This is a genomic window from Bacillus sp. FSL W8-0519 (genome assembly GCF_038005585.1).
GTDB lineage: Bacteria > Bacillota > Bacilli > Bacillales > Bacillaceae_G > Bacillus_A > Bacillus_A paranthracis.
The window spans coordinates 1-18180 of the sequence record NZ_JBBOTL010000004.1 but is presented as its reverse complement, the minus strand read 5'-3'; the positions used below and the strand labels follow the sequence as shown (position 1 = coordinate 18180).

Here is an 18180-nt window from a genome sequence, read left to right as displayed (position 1 = left end):
CCTCCTTATTTACTTAGAAGAAACGACTGTGATATAATAGAGTTACAATTTATTGCGTCGTTTCATGAACCAGTCGATTAGGGGTAATCGGCTGGTTTTATTTTGTTTTGATGCTTTCACGCATCGGAATATCCAGGAACCTTTGAATTAGGTGGGGGATACCATTAGATTCCTGAATATTCCGACAAGCGAAAGCTTGTCTTACCCACCGATATTAGGATTGATACATTCCCACTTATAATCATCAAACTCAATCTCTACATTTTTTATAATCTCACCTTTATGAATCTCAACTTCTTGGTTAAATTCCATACCACGTTCGAAAGCGTAAATTTTAATGTCTACATTGTATGTTTTAGATAATATTGCTAGTGGTGCAGGGTCTATTCCCCAAGCTGCTTTAAAACCTTCAAGAACACAAATCTCTGAATTTGTTTCTTCATCAGCGAATTCAAAGCATATGTTATTCTCAATGAAGTTTCTGTGTGTTCCTTTAATATGAAAACCAGTCTTCGTTCTGATCATTAATTCCCATTCATCTTCTTCTACTTCTTTTTCAACTGGGATTTGACCTAACAAACCATCTGGGAGTGGATTTAATGCTTCTAATAAAAACTTTTTAATATCTTCTTTTGTTCCTCTAACTTTAAAAGTACCTTCACACCAATTTGGCATATCTTTCATTCCCCTTTTCAAATTTGATTATCTATTTAGCTAAAGTAATAAACTCCTTATGCATTTCCTCAACCTTATCTGCGCTGTTATGTATCCCTCTAGCTCGTAAATCCTTTATGATCCATGTGAGTTTCTTTTGTTCGTATTCATCACGCTGTTCTTTATTTGTCATCCCGTGACCATCCTGTCTTTTTGTCCCATACATCTATTCGGTGTACTAGGTATACGAATAAGCATATTGCCGCTGCTACGATTGCTAGTGATAATGTGCTTTCTTCCATCATTTAAACCGCCTCCTGTTCCTGTTCTTTCTTCAGTCGGTCTATGATGTAGGCTTGTCCTTTTGGTGTTACATATGTTGTTGTCCATGTGAATGCTTCACCATTCGGCTTCTGTTTAACACCTTGCGCAATTTCGAAATATCCTTTTTCAACTGCTGACTGAGTTGGTTCAGTAGAACGTTTGAACATTAACTCCCATTCTCGAAGTTTTGCGAATAACTGGCGTTGCCCGATTTTGACATTGTGTTTAGCTGCTAACTTAGCAACTTCACTAACTTTTAACGATTCATTCGACTGCATACACGCTTCTGCGAATGTCACTAACGGTTGTTGCTGTACAATTTGTTGTTGTGCTGCTGCAAGCTTCTCTTTCTCTTCTTTTAATTTAGTGAGAAGACCGATCGCAAAGTCTGGGTTAGTTACTGCTTGTTCCAGGACTTGATCTGTCATGTACGCTCCGTGTTTTCTAATAGAAGGAAGCACTTCGCTTGTTACCCACTTTTTAAATGCTTTCGCTTCCTTTTTACGTGACCTCAAGATTGAAGAATACAAACCAGATTCATTGATAACTGTTAATTTTTGTACCCCTTGAACGGTCTGTATATTATGCAGACCCTTTTCATCTTCATCTAATGTTCTTGTCATTGCACTTGCTTCACTAAAACCTAAGATGTCAGATACATCTTTAGCTACAAACCAAACATCTTCACCTTGTTTAACCGTTCGAACTTGTCCGAACTCTTCATTATTGAAAACTTGTAATTGATTCATTTTCTTTCCTCCCTATTCTATTTTCGAGACGTCTCTTTTTGAGACCTATAAGGTAAAAAAAAGACTACTTTGTTAATTCGTCAATAGTAACTTCATACAAACCAGCGAGTAAAGACAATCTATGTAAGTTAGGTTCACGTTTTCCTGTTTCCACTTGAGAATATGAGTTCCTATTCGTGTAACCCATTGTTTTAGCTACTTCAACCTGTGTGAAACCTTTAGAAAGTCTTAGCTCCCTAATCTTTTCAGTGTTTAATTTCATTCGGCATCACCCTTTGTTCATTTCGTTGATTTGAGTATAACATAGGGAGTCTCTTTTTGAGAACCCCTAAATTTTAAAAAAATAAAAGTTTTTAAAAGTGTTGTCATTTTGAGAACATATTTGTTAAATTTAAGATATAGGAAATGTATTTATATAATTATTTTTGGTGTTAGTAAATAAAAATTACTAATCAATATTAAGGGGAATAAAAATAATGGATTACAAATTAATCAGTAGACGTGTTAAAGAGATAAGGACTGACATACTACAACTTAGTCAAAGAGAATTTGCTGAAGCTTTAGGGATGCAAAGTAGATCTGCCGTTTCAATGTGGGAAAATGAGGAAAGTACAAAATGCCCATCTAAAAAGATGAGCTTAGAAATCGCAAAGCTTGCTAATGTATCTGTTTCCTACGTATTAGGAGAAACAGATGAAAAGAATCCTGATGTTGCTGCGAAAGATGAATGGGAAAAACTTATGATGCAAGTTAAAACAAAATCACCTGAGAAGCAAAAAGAACTTTTAGATCTTATTACTAACTTAGTTAAAATATCTGGCGATTGATAGCTTTAGTTGCTACCAATCGCTTTTTTTATTTCTGATAATATGTCGAAAGATACTGAATCCCCTTTTTCAGCGCTGTTTATTACATCCATTAATGCATCCCCTAATTTATCAACTACAGTTGCGTTCTCTAATTTCTCCATCCCTAAATCCTCCAATGTTTTTATATTAATTTGTGAATAAATTCACAACCATTGAACTTTACTGTATTTTTTATTAAAAGTTCAATAACCCTGAAAATGAAGAATGACGCCTTCTGCAAGAGAAGACGTCATTCTTATATATATATTAAATCTTTTAAATTCCTGTTCCTGGATCAGACATTTTTAGAAGTAATGTCTGTGTTTGAGCATCCTTTGCTACTTGTTTAGGTTGCTCGTTTTGGTCTTTAGCAGGATAAACGTATAACGCTCCAGCTAATGCCAAAGTTGTCACTAAAGCTAGTACTTTTTTCATATAGCATCACCCAACTAAATTATAGCATTTTTGGGACATTATGCCTAGGTTTTTCTTCGCTAAATATGAATAAAAAATATCAGAAGATCGCTCGAATAAATCCAAGGCATCACTTAGTATCTGCGGGTCATTCCCCTTCGCTATACCAAGATAAGTTAAACCAAAAGCGCTAAGTTTTCCTTTATCTTTAATTACATCTTCTAGTATACTTATTGCCTTTTCACAATTACCTTTTTGTATTTCTAAATAGGCCTTTTCAACTTCATCCTTAGGGTTGATATTATCCAGATCTATCTTCCAATGAATCTTCAAGAAATCAATCGTATTCAATATCATGTTTTTTCTCTTCATCATTTGATCACCAGGACCATTCGTTATGATACTTGCAGCAGCATTTAAATATCCTAATGATTTATGGTAATCCGTAAAAATATACGACTCTCCCAGCACACCGTACGCTGTTGCTTTAAAAATAGGAAATAACATATCCGAACTTTCATCGTTGATTATTTCATGGCATACACTTCTTAATCTTGGAATCTCATTACACGTTAACAATCCGTAAATAGTAGCTTCTTGTATTTTGAATTTCAAAAATTCCTTAGCGTAGTTATCTTCCAACTCTTCGACCTTCTCATGTAATTCTTCAGAAAGCCGAATCATCGACTTATAGTTTTTCTGATCATATCTAATATGAAGAAGTACAATGCCCTTGAGAATCTCAAATTCAACATTTTTTGATTTAATACCCTCTACTTTTTCTTTATAAACCTTTAATAGTCCATCCCCAGATAAATCGCCTTTGTAACGTAGATATATTAATCTACAAACCTTTTCCCAATCGTGCTTAATTGTTGTTTCGTTTAACAGTTCTGCTACGGTATCTAACTCTCCGTGCGCTAACAAATAATATACAGCTATCTTTTTATTACCCTGTCTCTTCAAGACGCTAGAATATTTACGGCAAAAACTCCTTCTCGCATTAACATCATCAGGATACACTTCTTTTAAAATTATTCCATACTTATTAAAAACGAGTTGATGCTTTCCTTTTAAGAACCTTGATAGTGTAGCACCATCAATGTCTATTCTTTTTACAAGTTGGGTTCTATTGATGTTTTTACTATCCATATCATCAGATATCTTGCTCAACACTTTTTGCATAAAATTGCTCCCCTTTTTCCGGAACAAAAGACACGTTATACCCAATTTGTTACATTTAAGGAAAACGCGTCACTATATCTAAGATGTGTGTTATAATTATGTATGAGACTTATGACAAGTGTTTTCCCTACTCGCATTAGGGAGGACGGTGTAAGGGTGTTGGTAGCACCACTTGCACAGTCATGGGTCTTTTTTACGTCCGTTTATTTTATTATTTTCATAATATCACATTTTTTCCAAAATTCAGTCGTGTGGTTATCAGAAAATTGTTGAGAAAGTTTTAAAATCGCGATATATCAACGTTTCTCAATTGATTAAAAAACAGAATATGCAATTATACATATAACGTATGAAGACCTCACATGCATATTTTACCACAAAACCGAACTTTTGTTCTAATTAATTTTACAGAGACTCAAAATGAGTCATTTAATTGAATTAATGTCACAAAATTAATCGTTTTATCCAAATATATACCATCCACTTCCCTCGTTCGCTTATAATTGTCACAGATAAAAAAGGGCGGTGAATAGTCATTGCTTAATGAACGGCTAGTATATTTTCGCAAGAAAAATAAATTAACTCAAAATGATGTTGCTCACTATTTAAATGTTGTTCGTTCTACATATACCAATTGGGAAGCGGGAAGATCAGAACCTGACATTTCCACTCTAATCAAAATTGCTGATCTATATAACATTAGTTTGGACAACTTAGTTGGCAGAGAATATCGAATTCCACCACAAGTCGAGGTTATTTTAGACCAAATTTCTGATTTAGACACAGAACCACAAAAGAAAGCACTAAACCTCTTAGTGGAATATACATACTTGGCGAAAAAGTATTTTATGTAGGTCTCACACTCCTTATTTTAACGTATAAACACCTTTAAACATCAAGGTAATATGAATCCTCTATTGAAGATTCTAAAACAAAATACGGAGCGTTGCAGCGCTCAATATTTCAAATTAAAGATATTGTATTTGAATCCATAATAAAAGAAATCATTTCCAAAATAAAGAGGTAAAATTTTACATAATTTTACCATATTAACCAATGAGGGCTTCGGCTCTCTTTTTTTATTTTTATTCGACAAAATATGACAATATAGTTGTAACTGAATTTGTTATGATTTTTGTAAATATTATATTTGGGGGATATAGGGATGAAGGAATTTAAGGCTTACAACGGCGTTTTGACTGTCGATAACGAGAAAATTACTATTAAACCTTCAAGGGTATTAGGTATGACTAAAAGAGTTATGGAAATTTACTACGAAGATATTAAGAAGATAGAGTTTGAGAAGCCTAAACTATTAACAAATGGTTATCTTCGTTTCGAATTAATTAGCAAATCAGGTACAAAAAGAACTAAATTGGAAGTAACAAGAGAAGAAAATGCTGTTTTCTTCACGAAGAAACAAATGAAAGATATAGAAGCAGCTAAGAAACTAATTGAAAGTTATTTATAATAAAAGGGGATTTTATTTATGGAAGCTACAGCACAAAAGAAAAAGGTTATAGAATATGTAGGGTGGGGATTAGGAATACTTGTTGGTTCTGTTCTTCTTTTCTTTGCGCTATTATGGTTTATTAACGGTCAATCACCTGCCACGGTGTTTAAAACGGTAACAGTTGACGAAATAATAGCTGAATTTAACAAAGAAGGTTTAGATGCTAAAGAAGCTACAGAATTACCTCAAAAAGAATTTGGGAATATACGTGAGGAAGGCAAAAGATTTCTCGTGCCACATCTAGGTAAAGATCAAGGCGGGCGTATTTATAAATTTAAAAATAAAGAAGATCTTGAAAAAGCGAAGAAATACTATGATGAATTAGGCAACAATGCACCTATACTCTTTTCTCACACATATGCTAAGGGGAAATATCTTTTACAGATGAACGGACAAATGAAAGATGATGAGTTTTATAACTATAAAATTGTTATGGACAACCTAATAAAATAAAAAAAGCACAAGGAAAGGGAATCCCATGTGCAATAATAACTTAGGTAATTACAGTATAACATAAAAACTCCAATATTTGGATGGTAATCCAATGTAAATTATTCAAATTAATGTGGTTCAAGTCGGAGGAAGACGCCTTAGGGTGTCTTTTCTTTATGAAATTTACAAAATACAACAATATAATCTCTAACATTTTGTTATGATATTTTCAATGATGCATTTATAAACAGAAGGGACTTATTACTATGGGATTTAGATTTCGTAAGAGTAAAAAAATAGCTCCTGGTATTAGGTTGAACGCAAGTAAAAAAGGCATAGGAATTAGCATTGGTGTAAAAGGTGCTCGTGTTAGCTTTGGCCCCTCAGGAACACGAGTTACCACTTCAATTCCTGGTACAGGTATTTCTTATCAAAAACAAATAAGTAATAAATCAAGAAACATAGAAGAATTAAATTACCAAAATCCTACATATACTCCTCAAACGGCGGAAGTAGACGCTATAACGATAAGGGATAGTCAAGCTACTATTAATACACGAAAAATAGCTAAACCACTTTACTTAATAATGATAATTGCATTTATTGCTTCAATATCGTTCGTAAAAATTTTATTCGCTATAATATTTGGAGTAGTTGGCTTTATAAGTTATAGATTAAGCTTGACTCCTGTTGGTGTTATTTGCCCTACTTGTAACAGACAACACCTTGCATTCAAACAAAAAGAAATAAAATGTTCTTTTTGTAATAGCACTCTAATAATAAAAAGACACTCATAAAGGTGTCTTTTCTTTTTTCTTATTTTTATTTAGAAGATATTCTAGGTATTTACAGACTATCATCAACAATCCTCCAAAAAAAATTAAAGGAAACATTAAATATACGATTATCATAAAACCCTCTAAATGAAGTTTATCCAATCCGTAACTCATATAAGAAACAAAAATATCTGCACCATAAACAAATAACAATAATAACAATGGTCCTCCTATAAATAAAACAGCCAAGTATACTGCATAACGGTAAACAGCCGTTCTAAAAGCACCCATAAACAATCCCCCCCTCATAAAATTTCACGTACTATATCCGATGTGTAAAACCTAATTCTACAATAAATCCTATTCTACCATCCGTCCCCTTATCCTCTAACCAAGAAAGTAGTAAATCCTTTATTTATTCCTCTATCTTAGTGAGTCATTCCCCCAGGTCTTAAACAATCTCAAGTTTTTCATCTTTTCTTCGTAATTAAGCTTGACTGGAAGTTTTGAAGGTTTTTATCATGTGGGAACGATTAAGGAACACGGCTGGAAGGCAGATTTATCCCCTACTTTGAAAGACTACAAAAAAAGTAATCAATCAAAATAGATGGATAAGCGTCTTGTTTTCGCCATGCGGTCACTTATAAGGTATCCGTATGTATAGACCCTGCTCACTCAGCGATTTTCACCGCATACATCCTTTGACTATGGCTTGTCCTTGTAATATCGTCCCTACACGACAAACTGAATGTACTCCCTAGCACCGTAATGCTAACGATAACCACCCGAACCTTTCAGAGATTAATCCCTGGGCAAGTTCTCGCCCTCCCTCACCAGAAGAACAGGATTCCAATGAGGGGCGCTGTTCTTGTAGGCGCATACTCTGTACCCCCTGCACGACCAACAGCTAGCCACGCACGTAACACGTTCCCCCTATATGTATAGCAGCACGGAATTACGGCTTATCAGTTTTTATTTACGTGGTTTCAGGCAATTCCACGCGAACCAAAACAAAAAGGCATCTCCAATTCCTAAATGGCCTGTAGATCCACAAGACTTCTAGGTTTAGAGATGCCCGTTATATATCTTTTGACTACAAAAAATACAATTCTAGCATTTACTAGTTGAATTTTAGTCAAACAATAGATAAAATGGGTATATCAAAGAAGCCTCGTGAAAAGGCATAGTTGTTTAAGGTTAGTGGTGGTACACTACTTAAACGTTAACACTGTCGGTTAAAACAGTTTTTTCTAGTCAAGTGGTGGTACACTTGCTAGAGTAAGTCATTCCCGCTAATGGTTGGCGCCAATAGCATATGGGAGTGGCTTTTTGTTTTGTGTTCATATTCAATTGTTGTATCAATCTTCGTTTATGTAAAATATCAAATTATGTTTTGTTTTGTAGAATGTTGCTTGTTGTTTATTACGTTACAACAAGCTTTTTTGTTTGTAAATACCTCTATAAGTGGGTTTATGCCATCTTGTTAACTTAAACGAAGGATACAAAGATAAAAAGATACATTTATCCTTAGATACAAAGATACATTGTATACCTTTGTGTATCTTTAGATACAAAGATAAAAAGATAGAAAGATAAAAAGATACATCAATTATCATTGGTATTATAGGATTTTTATTAAAAGTTATGTACACGAAAAATAAGGTTAATCTATTAAACATAAAAAAAGATACATTTATCCTTTTACTTTTTGTACAAGCACGTGTTATTATCAATTCGAAAATAAAAAGATAAAAAGATACATTTATCCTTTGTTACAATTATATTACAAATTTAAAAGGAGCGATTCCTGTGAAAAAAGGATACGTCATAATCAACGCCCAACAAAAAGGTGGAGTTGGAAAAACAACTGATTCGTGTATGGAATCTCTTGTGGCTTCTTTAATCTTTAATAAGAAAGTTTTATTTATTGATACTGACCTTCAAGGGAACGGTACAACATTTTTAGCGAAATCATTTAACATTACTGAAATGCAAAAGACTTTAATGAAGTGTCTTGAAGAAGGAGACTTATCATCAGGGATTGTACATCTGCATGAAAACTTAGACATGATTCCATGCGGATATGACATGAGGAAATATGCTGACTTCTTAATTGAAACATTCAATACAGTTGAAGACAGAACTTTTTACCTTTCTAGATTGCTAGAAAAAATTAAATATAACTACGACTACATATTCATCGATATTCCGCCTTCAACAGATTTAAAAGTGGATAATGCGATGGTAGCAAGCGACTACATTATTGTTGTTCAAGAAACTCAACAATTTTCATACGAAGGAAGCCAACGTTTAATCTTTGAATACATCCAAACATTAGTTGATGACTTTGGTTCACTCGTAAAAATGCAAGTTGCTGGAGTACTTCCTGTATTACTCCAACAAAAGCGTGCTTTACACAAGGAAATCGTTAAAAGTACAATCGCTACTTTTGGTGAAGAAAATGTGTTTACTACGATTATTAACAACCATGCACGTTTAGAATGGTATCCACGAATCGGGTTACAATTTGAAGATCATCATGATAAGAGAATGCTAGCTTTATTCTGCGATATTTTCTGTGAGTTAGAAGAAAGAATTCACCTTTTCGAAACTGAGGGAGATATTGAACCGGGATATAGATATACACAAAAGTATTTCGTAGAAAATAAACTTACTAAGTTAGGGAAGGGGATTGACATAAGTGGCTTTAATCAAAAGGGAAACACCGCAAGAACCGAAGATAACGCAATCTGCTAATACAGAGCGAAATGTTCAGAGTACAAATAACAACACTACACCCCAAAAGAAGGTTTTGACAGCACAAGATAGAAAAAACATAAAAGTAACTCCTGAGTCATTTAGCAAAATTAAAACTATTTGTACGATGAAGAGTATGAAGAATTACGAATTTATTGATGAAATTTTAGAGTTTTACATCGCTAATAATTTAACCGAGCGCGAGCAACGTATACTTAAAAATATAACTTCTAATAACAAGTAGTTATGAGGAAATCCCGTCCTCATAGCTTTTCTTCATGTATCTTTTTATCTTTGTATCTAAAGATACATGTATCTTTTTTGAAAATCGCTATTATTTACAAATACTAAATAGGAGTGGTACCTGTGGAAAATAAGAGTAATTCTTTTGTAGTGACTTTGACGCCTATTACCGAAAGTTCAGATTCAACTATTCAAAGCGATCATACTGACATGGAAAAGGAAAAGCAAGACAGAACTTACTCAGAAGAGGGCAAGCTCTTTGAAAAGCCTAAGAGAAAACTTACTACGAAAGAGTTGCCGAAATCTTTCCGTGTCTCATTAGAAACACATACGGCAATTTCAACACTCGCTACAATTGAAGATATGAAAATTTATGAAGTTATTAATATGTTAATCGAAGAAAAAGTTGCCTCATTACCTGCACCAAAACAAAATCTAGTAAGAAATGCTGTAAAACAAGTACTTGAAGTAAAGAAAAGTCGAGAATAGGTATGAGTTTATAAAATTATTTCTGCAAGAAAATAGGCCCTACTTTGTGTAGGGCTTTACTATTTTAAGGAATTAGATTCTCACCAGAACTTCCACCAAGGCTTTTTCTTCTCTTTCGCAGCAGCAACCTCCTCCCGAAACTCCTGCATCAATCTCTTCGCTTCCTGCATCTCACGCAATGTCTTCATAAGCGTCTCATCCCGCGCTTCCAATCGTTTTTCCACTCGCTCATTATGCGCTTCTACGCTCGCTTTAATTTCCTCATTACTTTGCTTTACCTGCTCACTTAATCGCTTCTCCATCACTAACATACTCTGATTCATTTTTTGCGCCATAACGCTGTACTGTTCCTGTAATTGCTGTTTAATATGGAATGGCACTAAGTCCGTTTCCTCAGATTCCTCTTTAATTAGATCCGGATTAACCTTTTCTATTTGCTGCGCAATCATCTTCGCTGCCTTCTCTAGCGTCATACCGTCATGCTTACTAAGCTCAATTAGCTTCTCAATCACCATAATGTCACTGTCTGTGTACTGGCGTCTGCCACGATTATTCTTCTTCACTGCGAATCCTTCTCGCGACAATACTTCCATGTACTTTCTAAGGGTGCTATCACTTATTCCTAGCCTTTTATACACTTCACTAGCAGAATAAACAATTTCGTCCGTCATAACGTCACAACACCTCCTAGTGACAATATTCCATGATGGTTAGGGAATTCCTGCAAAGAAAAAAGCCCAGTTTAGGGCTTTTAATTCTATATCTCGTATTTGATTCATAACATGTATATTGCCTGTTACCCCTGTAACTCTTCCCAACTTCGACCGTACAATTGGGTGTGCTGTTTAGTTAAGGAAGAGTTACTTCTTCATCAAACATAAAAACATTCTTTTCTGATTTGTGGGGCATAACTCAAGTAATCTCATAATATTTTCAGCGTCATCCACGCTATTTGCATTGATAATATTATTTCTCCACATCCATCGTTTGCTGTCTCGTTTACTGTGATAAACCGCTCCGCTGTTATCATTAATCCATATTTGATTATTACATCCTAAGACATCCGCACGCATCCAATGTTTTTTATTAATTATTTTAATCCTCCCCTTGTATTAAGCGATATGGAGTTGCAATTAAATTGCTTTTGCTATTTCAACAAGTAATCTCATGAACAGCGGAATCATTTGAACAACTATATAGCCAATCCCTGCACGACTTATTAACGAGAAGCCTCGTTCCTGGCTACCAACCATAATGAACAGCCCGCCGCATAACGCTACAACGGATGCAATTGGATAGGAAACTGCTTTAATCAAGAAAATAACCGGCTCAAACGCATTTACAATACGATTGTACAGTTGGCCATCTATATAATTTTTTATCTTCCCATCGTTGGACTGCACATCTTTAAATACTTCATTCACATCTGGATTATTTCCATCAGCAAATACGTGAGGAATATCTATAATGTTGCTGAATATAATAGCACTACCGATTACTATACTTACTCGCACTGCGACAGGTGCGTATTTTTTTGCTTTCTTTTTGAACAAGCTCCACTTTTTCTTTGCCCCGTAGTTACCATCCATAAAATCTTTGATGCTCATTGTCTCTGTTGCCATATGGACCATCTCCCTATTTTTAATGGAAATCAGTAACCGTAAATATGTTGCAATCTAATCCTTCGCAAAGCTTTTGCAGGTTCTTCCTGCGGTATTCCGTCGTGGTGTACCAAATAAATTTAGGTGGTTTTTCAAATACATTGCATTCCATCAATTTGCGATATTTCTGCATCTTGATACGGTTCGCACTCATTTTCTGCTCATGATCCACTTCTACAATGTGATAACGGCCATTATCAGTGAATAGTGCATCTGCAATTATGGAAACGATACCTTTTACATTCATTTTCACTTCCTGCTTCCACGTTTTCGGGCATTCATAAGCAATGTAGATGTCATTCCTCATAATGTAGTGGCGGAATTGATTCGAACGTTTAAGTATTTTCTTACTCCCAATCCGTTCGCGCCCTTCTTTGTTCAAATAGAAAATTTTCTCGCCATCCCTAAAGCTAGACACATATTCTTCAAGCCCCTTCATGACACGAGAAGCATTCCTGTCACCGCCAAGATCATGAAGTACTTGGATTTGCTTTCTACTAAGAAAGCCGAGTTTCTTCAAGCTCAAGAGTATACTTTCCGTTCTCGCTTCCTTCATGGCTAGTTTTTGCATCTTCATGCTCCTTCCTCGCTCTTATGTTGATATGTGGCTTTATGATGTTATCTATTTGCTTATTATCGATATAAACCGTCTGTAAGACCTTCTTTTCGTTTGTTTGGTATATTGCCCTTCCTTTTATATTGGGAAGACTCTCTGCGCCGCCCTCGTCTAGCACAGCACGGCTTCCTGCTTCTGTCTGTAATCTAAAGCAAACACGAGCGCCTATGTTTTGTCGTAACTGCGATGGCAATGCTTCATTTGTTGGGTATTGCGTCGCGTATACCAAGCGGAATCCTGCTGCCCTGCCACGACGACCTATATCAACAATGATGTCCTTGCACTCCTGATATGGTGCTAAGTCGGCCGCTTCATCCACGATTACAAAGTATCGCACTGGATCCCCGGCTTCTTTTATATCTTCGTATCCTTTTTCTAGTAAGTATTCGTTTCTAGCATTCAGTTTATCTTGCAATTCCCTTAGAGTCTCAAGGGCTTCCTCTGGATTCTTCGCAATTGATTCGACTTGATTTAGGAATCGGTATCGGTTGAAAGAGAGACCCCCCTTCAAATCGATAAGATATAGTTTTATATTTTCTGATTGGTTGCGTACCAGAGATGTAATGATAAGCTTTAGTACATTTGATTTCCCCATATCCGTCATGCCGGCAGAGATCATATGTGATAACTGGTCAAAGTCATGTTTTACTAATCCATCCCTCGTATAACCAATAGGTACCTCCCACCCCTTACATTGCTTCATCATGTCTTCCTCAAATTTAACGAAATCAGGCATCCCTCTTTCATAAACTCGTATTTTAAGTAACCCATCGTAAGACAGCTCAATTTCCTTTCTAACGAGTTTTTTCTTGTTTATGATGTTTTGTATTTGTTTTAAGATATCTTTTCGCAAACGAAGAGATTTGAAGTCTGCTAGCTTAAAATCGTAAACTTTGCTCTTATGATTTAATCCATCCTCTAAATGCTGCATCTTTTGTTCGAAATCGGAGAAGCTAAGACCAAGCGGAATCCTATACGCATATTCAGTTCCCCAATCATTTCTTGTCTTACGGAGTAGCTGTATAGTCCTGGTCTCTTTTCCTTCTTTTACTTTTAATCCGCAGTTCGCACAAATCCTTTGAATCTTAGAGGCATCATTTGTTGCTCCTTTTTGATGCATTTTTGATAGAAAGACTACACCACCAACTGCAGCTGAACTTACTAACTCAAATATCAATGCTCAAACACCACCCTTCTTTATGTATTCTGCAAGAATAGTCCCTGAAGATTAGAAGAGATAAAAAACAGCTATGAATCATTGAAAATACTAAACTTTGTAATGTCTGAAACGGTATTCTGTGAGCGAATTCTATTCGGAATAGGGAAAACGAAGTTTTAAAAGGCTATCAATTTGGAACTGAGAATCGTAATTTGTTTGGTATGGTAAAAGGTATTTCGTACTGTTTGGCCTTTATGTCAGTTTTTTTCTCGCGTTTAAAAAAATGACGAAAAGGGCAAGCTATGCTTGAGGTGATAGGGGTGTTTGGATTAGGTAAAAAACGTAGTAAATTTGGTAAATGGCTAGACAAACAAGGGATCACACAAGGGGAATTAGAAAAGGCGGCTAAGTTAAGTAGAGGTACGATTTCAAAAATATGTAATGATAAAGAATACACACCTAAATTTTCCACTATATCCCAAATAATAAGGGGATTAAAGAAGTTGGGAAAAAACATAAAAGAAGATGAGTTTTGGATGTAGCCTTCGCTTGAATGAGTGGGGCTATTTTATTTTTTTTGAAAAAACTTCTTCATAAAAGAACATACATTCGTATATAATAAGAACTAACGTTCTGTTATTTAGGGGGAATAACGGTGTATGACTATTCAATATTGCCAAATCGAATTGTTTTATGTGTAGATCTTCGTTCGTTCTATGCCAGCGTATCGTGCATCAAAATGGGATTAGACCCACTTCATACTAAATTGGCTGTAGTTGGTGATGTGAATAGGAGTGGTTCAATTGTTTTGGCTGCAACTCCACCATTAAAAGCATTAGGCGTTAAGAAAATGGCGAGATTGTATGAAATACCACGACGTAAAGATATCCTTGTGGTAAATCCAATTATGAGCACCTATATAAAATGCTCCAATTTCATCACTAAATTGGCTCTACAATACGTGCCAATTGAGGATTTCCACCAATATTCCATCGATGAGTTCTTTATGGACATTACGGATAGTATTCATTTGTTTGCAAACGATCCATATGAATTCGCATTGAAAATCAAGCGTGAAATATATGCAAAGACAAGAATTGAATGCACGATAGGCATTGGTCCTAATCCTTTAATGAGCAAGGTTGCCTTAGATGTGGAGGCAAAGAAAACGAAAGATTGCATAGCATACTGGAAATACGAAGATGTACCCATAAAATTATGGCCAATACGACCGCTTAGTAAGTTTTGGGGAATTTCAGGGAAAACAGAAGCGAAGTTAAACCGAAAAGGAATACATTCTATCGGAGACTTAGCACAGTATCCACTCAAATATTTAAAACAGAGCTTTGGGGTCATTGGCGAAGAACTACACTTACATAGCAACGGCATTGATTTTAGCCGCATATCAGAAAAATACGTTCCAGCAACAACTTCTATTGGTAAAAGCCAAATACTCATGCGTGATTACACCATAGAAGAATTCCCGATTATTCTACTGGAACATATTGAGGAAGTTTGTTATCGAATGCGAAGACAAAACAAACTAGCTCAAACTATCCATTTTTCTATTGGTTATAGTAAAAATTACGCTGGTGGTTTCAGAAAAACTCACACTATGAACCGACCAACCAATTTAACAATGGATATATATAAGATTTGTACATACTTTTTACATGAGTTTTATACTGGGGAACCCATTAGAACCATCAATGTTTCTTTAACTAACTTAATCAATGAAGGCGAAGAACAAATCTCACTATTCGATAATGTAATACAACGAGAAAAAGAAATGAAACTAACTAAAGTAATGGACGAAATACGCACTAAATTTGGTAAGAACAGCATATTACGAGGAATTTCGTATACAAATAGTGCAACAGCAAGATACAGAAACACATTGTTAGGGGGACATAAAGCATGAACAACGCTAATATGCCAAAAGGAAGAGGAATGGTTAAATGGACTCCATTCGCAGCGATGCCGGAGCAATTCGCAGGTATCCGTGAAATAGTTAAAGAAAAAACGAAGGTAGAACGCCCTACATTAACACAGGATGAACAAGAACGTATTGAGAATATGCTATTATGTTCGCTACTTTCTGAAGAAGAAATATTGATTACATACTATGAATATGGTTTTTTACTTACTAGCTATATGACCGTCATTGATATTGATCCGTTAAATAAATCTATAATTTGTACGGATGCATTTTATAATAATATGACGTTGAAATTTATTGATATTATTGATGCAAAATGAAAAAAAGGCCGCCCGACAGGACGGCTTTCGTTGTTTACTTCTTAATATACTCGTACCACCATTTACCTTCAGGTCTAGTATCCATCCACCAAGTAATCTTGTCTAATTCCTGATTAGGCAATACTTCCGTTTGTAAGTATGCTATTCCAGTTGAAGAATCCGAGATAACCTTTCCTTTGATTCCACGCTCGTTCATAGCGTTTATGACTTCTGGAACCAACGAGACGCCAAACCCACCAGATTTAACATATTGATATCCACCATTGGAAACGGTTTGTTCTGGTCGTTCTTTTTCTGTAAACCAAGATAATGGTTTGCTACCAATTAATTCGTTCAAATCACACTTACCGATACCAGGTACATTTCCTGTTTCAGTGTATTGCCAGATATCGCATGGATAATCTGGTTTATTGCCACCATAACGAGGAATCCATACAAAGTCAGCTTTTACATTTGCCATGCCAAAAGGAGCATACATGTGATGACCGACATATAAACCAACTTTCTTAGCTCCTAAACGGCGTAATTCATCAATAAATGCTTGCGTGCCGGCTCTCATATCATCCATTGTCTTTACTTCCACATCAGCAACCCAGACTGTCGCGCTCTTGTCTCCACGGGTCCAGAAGTCACGAGCTTCTATACGTGCATCGTTTGCAGAAACAAAACGACAGAATGCATAATTACCAAAAGGGATGCCTTGTTGCTTCATAGCTTGTACATATCCTTTATACAATGGATCTACATAATTTGAACCATCTTGTACACGAGCGATGATGAAATCAATGTGTTGTCTTGCTACAGGCCAATTAATATTACCATTCCATTTTGAAATATCTATAATGTGTCCCATTATTTATCGTCTCCTTTTTGAAAACAAAAAAAACAGCCAACGGGAGGCTGTTTTTTATCATTTTTCAATTTGTATTTTCTTCGTCCGAAAGACTAGTCCACTTTTTACCGTTTACAATATTCAATATATTTTGGCGAGAAACACCGTATTTTCTTGCAAGAGCTGTCGCTCCGTATACCCTATCTCGTTTTATAAACACTCTCCTAATATATTTCACATCATCCCATTTTAACTTAGACTGACTGTTCTTTTCCCCACTAATATTTTTTATATTTACCAAACCATTATCAAATGCATGTTGTATATTTTCTGAAACGGTCACCCGTTCCAAATTATTTAATGAATTATCAGTTTTATCACCATTAATATGGTTCACTTGCGGTTTATTCTCTTCATTAGGGATAAAGGCTTCTGCAATTAACCGGTGAACTTCTTTAACTTTCTGTTTTCCATCTTTGTATAAGGTTACGCATTTATATCCTTTCTTACTGTTGACTAATGTTAAAACTCTACCCTTTAATATATAAAAACCTTTGCCATCTTTTCCATTTCTCTTCTTTCTATCCAAACTACGTACATTTCCTAAGTTAGAAATTTGATATAAATCTTCATATCCTAGGATATCTCTCCAAATCTCATCCATTCTCAAACACTCCTTTAACTAATGAAAAAAATGTTGTTATATCCCGATGTTATATATATAAATTATATACTTATATCAATAGTTAGGGAGATTTTATTCTGTGGCATTTATAATTCCTTATCATTCATATCTTCGTGATCAGTCCAAATCCCTAGAGAAATACCGACCGCAAATAGATAGGGCATAAACTCATCAAGAAAGCTTTTTGCTTCCGGAACCCCTGCTTTTACAAATAAAAATCCTATTAAAGATGCAATAGCTATTAACGTCTTCCAGTTGCGGAATCGTTTTTTTATATTCTCTTTTGACATATTACATGCCACCTTTCATGAGTAATCCTAATAAGCCAGCTACAATTGCCCCAATGATGATACGGAGAATCCATGTTGTATTAGCACTAATCTTTTCAAGCTGTTTATTTATATTTACAATGTCCTTTTCGTTGACAGTAGTACGGGTTTCTAAGTTGCGAATATCACGTTGCATATCCTTTTGGTCTGATTTAATCTGGAGGATCTCTTGCTTTAAATCTTGAATTTCTTGCATTGGTTCATCTCCTTTCAAAATAAAAAGAGAAGTACGTTATGTACTCCTCTTAATCTATA

28 protein-coding genes are annotated in these 18180 nt (G+C 35.2%); 11 read left to right on the top strand and 17 right to left on the bottom strand.

What is annotated here, in order from left to right; all coding sequences use genetic code 11:
• Window positions 1-201: 201 nt before the first annotated feature.
• The 5 genes from NST14_RS30400 to NST14_RS30380 all read right to left on the bottom strand — a co-directional run bounded on the left by NST14_RS30400 (window position 202) and on the right by NST14_RS30380 (window position 1989).
• The gene (locus tag NST14_RS30400) at window positions 202-675 is read right to left on the bottom strand and encodes a hypothetical protein (protein ID WP_229143603.1); all 474 of its coding nucleotides are present in this window, start codon (window positions 673-675) and stop codon (window positions 202-204) included.
• Window positions 676-706: 31 nt separating this feature from the next.
• Entirely contained in the window at window positions 707-847 is a 141-nt protein-coding gene (locus NST14_RS30395; protein WP_000182294.1) for a hypothetical protein, read from the bottom strand.
• On the bottom strand, window positions 837-959 hold the full coding sequence (locus NST14_RS30390; RefSeq protein ID WP_254917181.1) for a hypothetical protein: 123 nt from the start codon (window positions 957-959) through the stop codon (window positions 837-839). The genes NST14_RS30395 and NST14_RS30390 overlap by 11 nt, the downstream gene beginning before the upstream one ends.
• Window positions 960-1727, bottom strand: coding sequence for a BRO family protein (locus NST14_RS30385; RefSeq protein ID WP_229143613.1), 768 nt, complete (start codon window positions 1725-1727; stop codon window positions 960-962).
• Window positions 1728-1791: 64 nt separating this feature from the next.
• Complete coding sequence (locus NST14_RS30380; RefSeq protein ID WP_000774091.1) at window positions 1792-1989, bottom strand: helix-turn-helix domain-containing protein; 198 nt, start codon at window positions 1987-1989, stop codon at window positions 1792-1794.
• A 214-nt stretch (window positions 1990-2203) separates the two neighbouring features.
• Between NST14_RS30380 and NST14_RS30375 the strand changes: the two genes are divergently transcribed.
• Window positions 2204-2554, top strand: a complete 351-nt coding sequence (locus NST14_RS30375) for a helix-turn-helix domain-containing protein (RefSeq protein ID WP_000384875.1) — start codon at window positions 2204-2206, stop codon at window positions 2552-2554.
• Between the two features lie 5 nt (window positions 2555-2559).
• Here the strand turns inward: NST14_RS30375 and NST14_RS30370 are convergent, their stop codons facing one another.
• The 3 genes from NST14_RS30370 to NST14_RS30360 all read right to left on the bottom strand — a co-directional run bounded on the left by NST14_RS30370 (window position 2560) and on the right by NST14_RS30360 (window position 4174).
• A complete protein-coding gene (locus tag NST14_RS30370) occupies window positions 2560-2697 on the bottom strand; it encodes a hypothetical protein (protein ID WP_000412925.1) in 138 nt (45 codons plus the stop codon).
• Between the two features lie 154 nt (window positions 2698-2851).
• Window positions 2852-3010: a hypothetical protein gene (locus NST14_RS30365; protein ID WP_229143615.1), complete on the bottom strand. Its 159-nt coding sequence runs from the start codon at window positions 3008-3010 to the stop codon at window positions 2852-2854.
• Window positions 3011-3016: 6 nt separating this feature from the next.
• On the bottom strand, window positions 3017-4174 hold the full coding sequence (locus NST14_RS30360; protein ID WP_229143617.1) for an AimR family lysis-lysogeny pheromone receptor: 1158 nt from the start codon (window positions 4172-4174) through the stop codon (window positions 3017-3019).
• Between the two features lie 536 nt (window positions 4175-4710).
• Here NST14_RS30360 and NST14_RS30355 point away from each other — a divergent pair.
• From NST14_RS30355 to NST14_RS30340, 4 genes are all read left to right on the top strand, one after another.
• Complete coding sequence (locus tag NST14_RS30355; RefSeq protein ID WP_100635089.1) at window positions 4711-5028, top strand: helix-turn-helix domain-containing protein; 318 nt, start codon at window positions 4711-4713, stop codon at window positions 5026-5028.
• A 311-nt stretch (window positions 5029-5339) separates the two neighbouring features.
• On the top strand, window positions 5340-5645 hold the full coding sequence (locus NST14_RS30350) for a DUF4429 domain-containing protein (RefSeq protein ID WP_229143619.1): 306 nt from the start codon (window positions 5340-5342) through the stop codon (window positions 5643-5645).
• 18 nt (window positions 5646-5663) lie between these two features.
• Entirely contained in the window at window positions 5664-6140 is a 477-nt protein-coding gene (locus NST14_RS30345; protein ID WP_229143621.1) for a stress protein, read from the top strand.
• A gap of 245 nt (window positions 6141-6385) precedes the next feature.
• Complete coding sequence (locus NST14_RS30340) at window positions 6386-6916, top strand: DUF4236 domain-containing protein (protein WP_229143624.1); 531 nt, start codon at window positions 6386-6388, stop codon at window positions 6914-6916.
• On the opposite strand, the gene NST14_RS30335 is transcribed toward NST14_RS30340, so the two are convergent.
• Entirely contained in the window at window positions 6911-7186 is a 276-nt protein-coding gene (locus tag NST14_RS30335) for a hypothetical protein (protein ID WP_086729758.1), read from the bottom strand. The genes NST14_RS30340 and NST14_RS30335 overlap by 6 nt on opposite strands.
• A 1518-nt stretch (window positions 7187-8704) precedes the next feature.
• Here NST14_RS30335 and prgP point away from each other — a divergent pair.
• From prgP to NST14_RS30320, 3 genes are all read left to right on the top strand, one after another.
• A complete protein-coding gene (prgP, locus tag NST14_RS30330) occupies window positions 8705-9652 on the top strand; it encodes a ParA superfamily DNA segregation protein PrgP (RefSeq protein WP_086401174.1) in 948 nt (315 codons plus the stop codon).
• Window positions 9597-9896 carry a hypothetical protein gene (locus NST14_RS30325; RefSeq protein WP_065107705.1) on the top strand — a complete coding sequence of 100 codons (300 nt, stop codon included), beginning with the start codon at window positions 9597-9599 and terminating at the stop codon, window positions 9894-9896. The genes prgP and NST14_RS30325 overlap by 56 nt, the downstream gene beginning before the upstream one ends.
• A gap of 155 nt (window positions 9897-10051) precedes the next feature.
• The gene (locus tag NST14_RS30320) at window positions 10052-10384 is read left to right on the top strand and encodes a hypothetical protein (RefSeq protein ID WP_226812322.1); all 333 of its coding nucleotides are present in this window, start codon (window positions 10052-10054) and stop codon (window positions 10382-10384) included.
• Window positions 10385-10464: 80 nt separating this feature from the next.
• Here the strand turns inward: NST14_RS30320 and NST14_RS30315 are convergent, their stop codons facing one another.
• The 4 genes from NST14_RS30315 to NST14_RS30300 all read right to left on the bottom strand — a co-directional run bounded on the left by NST14_RS30315 (window position 10465) and on the right by NST14_RS30300 (window position 13838).
• Entirely contained in the window at window positions 10465-11055 is a 591-nt protein-coding gene (locus NST14_RS30315) for a DUF3967 domain-containing protein (RefSeq protein WP_229137338.1), read from the bottom strand.
• 462 nt (window positions 11056-11517) lie between these two features.
• Window positions 11518-12006, bottom strand: coding sequence for a hypothetical protein (locus tag NST14_RS30310; protein WP_033693623.1), 489 nt, complete (start codon window positions 12004-12006; stop codon window positions 11518-11520).
• 19 nt (window positions 12007-12025) lie between these two features.
• Entirely contained in the window at window positions 12026-12571 is a 546-nt protein-coding gene (locus NST14_RS30305; RefSeq protein ID WP_324255453.1) for a replication-relaxation family protein, read from the bottom strand.
• Window positions 12543-13838, bottom strand: coding sequence for an FtsK/SpoIIIE domain-containing protein (locus NST14_RS30300; protein ID WP_229143632.1), 1296 nt, complete (start codon window positions 13836-13838; stop codon window positions 12543-12545). The genes NST14_RS30305 and NST14_RS30300 overlap by 29 nt, the downstream gene beginning before the upstream one ends.
• Before the next feature lie 284 nt (window positions 13839-14122).
• Here NST14_RS30300 and NST14_RS30295 point away from each other — a divergent pair, with 284 nt between their 5' ends.
• From NST14_RS30295 to NST14_RS30285, 3 genes are all read left to right on the top strand, one after another.
• Complete coding sequence (locus NST14_RS30295) at window positions 14123-14362, top strand: helix-turn-helix domain-containing protein (RefSeq protein ID WP_229143633.1); 240 nt, start codon at window positions 14123-14125, stop codon at window positions 14360-14362.
• A 113-nt stretch (window positions 14363-14475) separates the two neighbouring features.
• Window positions 14476-15741, top strand: a complete 1266-nt coding sequence (locus NST14_RS30290; protein WP_229143634.1) for a Y-family DNA polymerase — start codon at window positions 14476-14478, stop codon at window positions 15739-15741.
• Window positions 15738-16079 (top strand): YolD-like family protein, encoded by a 342-nt coding sequence (locus NST14_RS30285; protein ID WP_229143636.1) that lies wholly within the window; start codon window positions 15738-15740, stop codon window positions 16077-16079. The genes NST14_RS30290 and NST14_RS30285 overlap by 4 nt, the downstream gene beginning before the upstream one ends.
• A gap of 34 nt (window positions 16080-16113) precedes the next feature.
• Here NST14_RS30285 and NST14_RS30280 read toward each other — a convergent pair whose 3' ends face one another.
• The 4 genes from NST14_RS30280 to NST14_RS30265 all read right to left on the bottom strand — a co-directional run bounded on the left by NST14_RS30280 (window position 16114) and on the right by NST14_RS30265 (window position 18121).
• Complete coding sequence (locus NST14_RS30280; protein WP_229143639.1) at window positions 16114-16932, bottom strand: GH25 family lysozyme; 819 nt, start codon at window positions 16930-16932, stop codon at window positions 16114-16116.
• 64 nt (window positions 16933-16996) lie between these two features.
• Window positions 16997-17575, bottom strand: a complete 579-nt coding sequence (locus NST14_RS30275; protein ID WP_229143641.1) for an NUMOD4 motif-containing HNH endonuclease — start codon at window positions 17573-17575, stop codon at window positions 16997-16999.
• 107 nt (window positions 17576-17682) lie between these two features.
• Window positions 17683-17886, bottom strand: coding sequence for a hypothetical protein (locus tag NST14_RS30270; protein WP_078417224.1), 204 nt, complete (start codon window positions 17884-17886; stop codon window positions 17683-17685).
• Between the two features lies 1 nt (window position 17887).
• Complete coding sequence (locus tag NST14_RS30265; protein ID WP_001156200.1) at window positions 17888-18121, bottom strand: hemolysin XhlA family protein; 234 nt, start codon at window positions 18119-18121, stop codon at window positions 17888-17890.
• Between the last annotated feature and the right edge of the window lie 59 nt (window positions 18122-18180).

What these genes read in the sequence shown, in the direction of transcription:
- NST14_RS30370 (WP_000412925.1), bottom strand. Translation starts at nt 2,697, where the DNA reads ATGGAGAAATTAGAGAACGCAACTGTAGTTGATAAATTAGGGGATGCA.
- NST14_RS30310 (WP_033693623.1), bottom strand. Translation starts at nt 12,006, where the DNA reads ATGGCAACAGAGACAATGAGCATCAAAGATTTTATGGATGGTAACTAC.
- NST14_RS30285 (WP_229143636.1), top strand. Translation starts at nt 15,738, where the DNA reads ATGAACAACGCTAATATGCCAAAAGGAAGAGGAATGGTTAAATGGACT.
- NST14_RS30295 (WP_229143633.1), top strand. Translation starts at nt 14,123, where the DNA reads ATGCTTGAGGTGATAGGGGTGTTTGGATTAGGTAAAAAACGTAGTAAA.
- NST14_RS30340 (WP_229143624.1), top strand. Translation starts at nt 6,386, where the DNA reads ATGGGATTTAGATTTCGTAAGAGTAAAAAAATAGCTCCTGGTATTAGG.
- NST14_RS30385 (WP_229143613.1), bottom strand. Translation starts at nt 1,727, where the DNA reads ATGAATCAATTACAAGTTTTCAATAATGAAGAGTTCGGACAAGTTCGA.
- NST14_RS30375 (WP_000384875.1), top strand. Translation starts at nt 2,204, where the DNA reads ATGGATTACAAATTAATCAGTAGACGTGTTAAAGAGATAAGGACTGAC.
- NST14_RS30335 (WP_086729758.1), bottom strand. Translation starts at nt 7,186, where the DNA reads ATGGGTGCTTTTAGAACGGCTGTTTACCGTTATGCAGTATACTTGGCT.
- NST14_RS30380 (WP_000774091.1), bottom strand. Translation starts at nt 1,989, where the DNA reads ATGAAATTAAACACTGAAAAGATTAGGGAGCTAAGACTTTCTAAAGGT.
- NST14_RS30280 (WP_229143639.1), bottom strand. Translation starts at nt 16,932, where the DNA reads ATGGGACACATTATAGATATTTCAAAATGGAATGGTAATATTAATTGG.
- NST14_RS30270 (WP_078417224.1), bottom strand. Translation starts at nt 17,886, where the DNA reads ATGTCAAAAGAGAATATAAAAAAACGATTCCGCAACTGGAAGACGTTA.
- NST14_RS30360 (WP_229143617.1), bottom strand. Translation starts at nt 4,174, where the DNA reads ATGCAAAAAGTGTTGAGCAAGATATCTGATGATATGGATAGTAAAAAC.
- NST14_RS30345 (WP_229143621.1), top strand. Translation starts at nt 5,664, where the DNA reads ATGGAAGCTACAGCACAAAAGAAAAAGGTTATAGAATATGTAGGGTGG.
- NST14_RS30400 (WP_229143603.1), bottom strand. Translation starts at nt 675, where the DNA reads ATGCCAAATTGGTGTGAAGGTACTTTTAAAGTTAGAGGAACAAAAGAA.
- NST14_RS30265 (WP_001156200.1), bottom strand. Translation starts at nt 18,121, where the DNA reads ATGCAAGAAATTCAAGATTTAAAGCAAGAGATCCTCCAGATTAAATCA.
- NST14_RS30350 (WP_229143619.1), top strand. Translation starts at nt 5,340, where the DNA reads ATGAAGGAATTTAAGGCTTACAACGGCGTTTTGACTGTCGATAACGAG.
- NST14_RS30365 (WP_229143615.1), bottom strand. Translation starts at nt 3,010, where the DNA reads ATGAAAAAAGTACTAGCTTTAGTGACAACTTTGGCATTAGCTGGAGCG.
- NST14_RS30315 (WP_229137338.1), bottom strand. Translation starts at nt 11,055, where the DNA reads ATGACGGACGAAATTGTTTATTCTGCTAGTGAAGTGTATAAAAGGCTA.
- NST14_RS30395 (WP_000182294.1), bottom strand. Translation starts at nt 847, where the DNA reads ATGACAAATAAAGAACAGCGTGATGAATACGAACAAAAGAAACTCACA.
- NST14_RS30390 (WP_254917181.1), bottom strand. Translation starts at nt 959, where the DNA reads ATGATGGAAGAAAGCACATTATCACTAGCAATCGTAGCAGCGGCAATA.
- NST14_RS30275 (WP_229143641.1), bottom strand. Translation starts at nt 17,575, where the DNA reads ATGGATGAGATTTGGAGAGATATCCTAGGATATGAAGATTTATATCAA.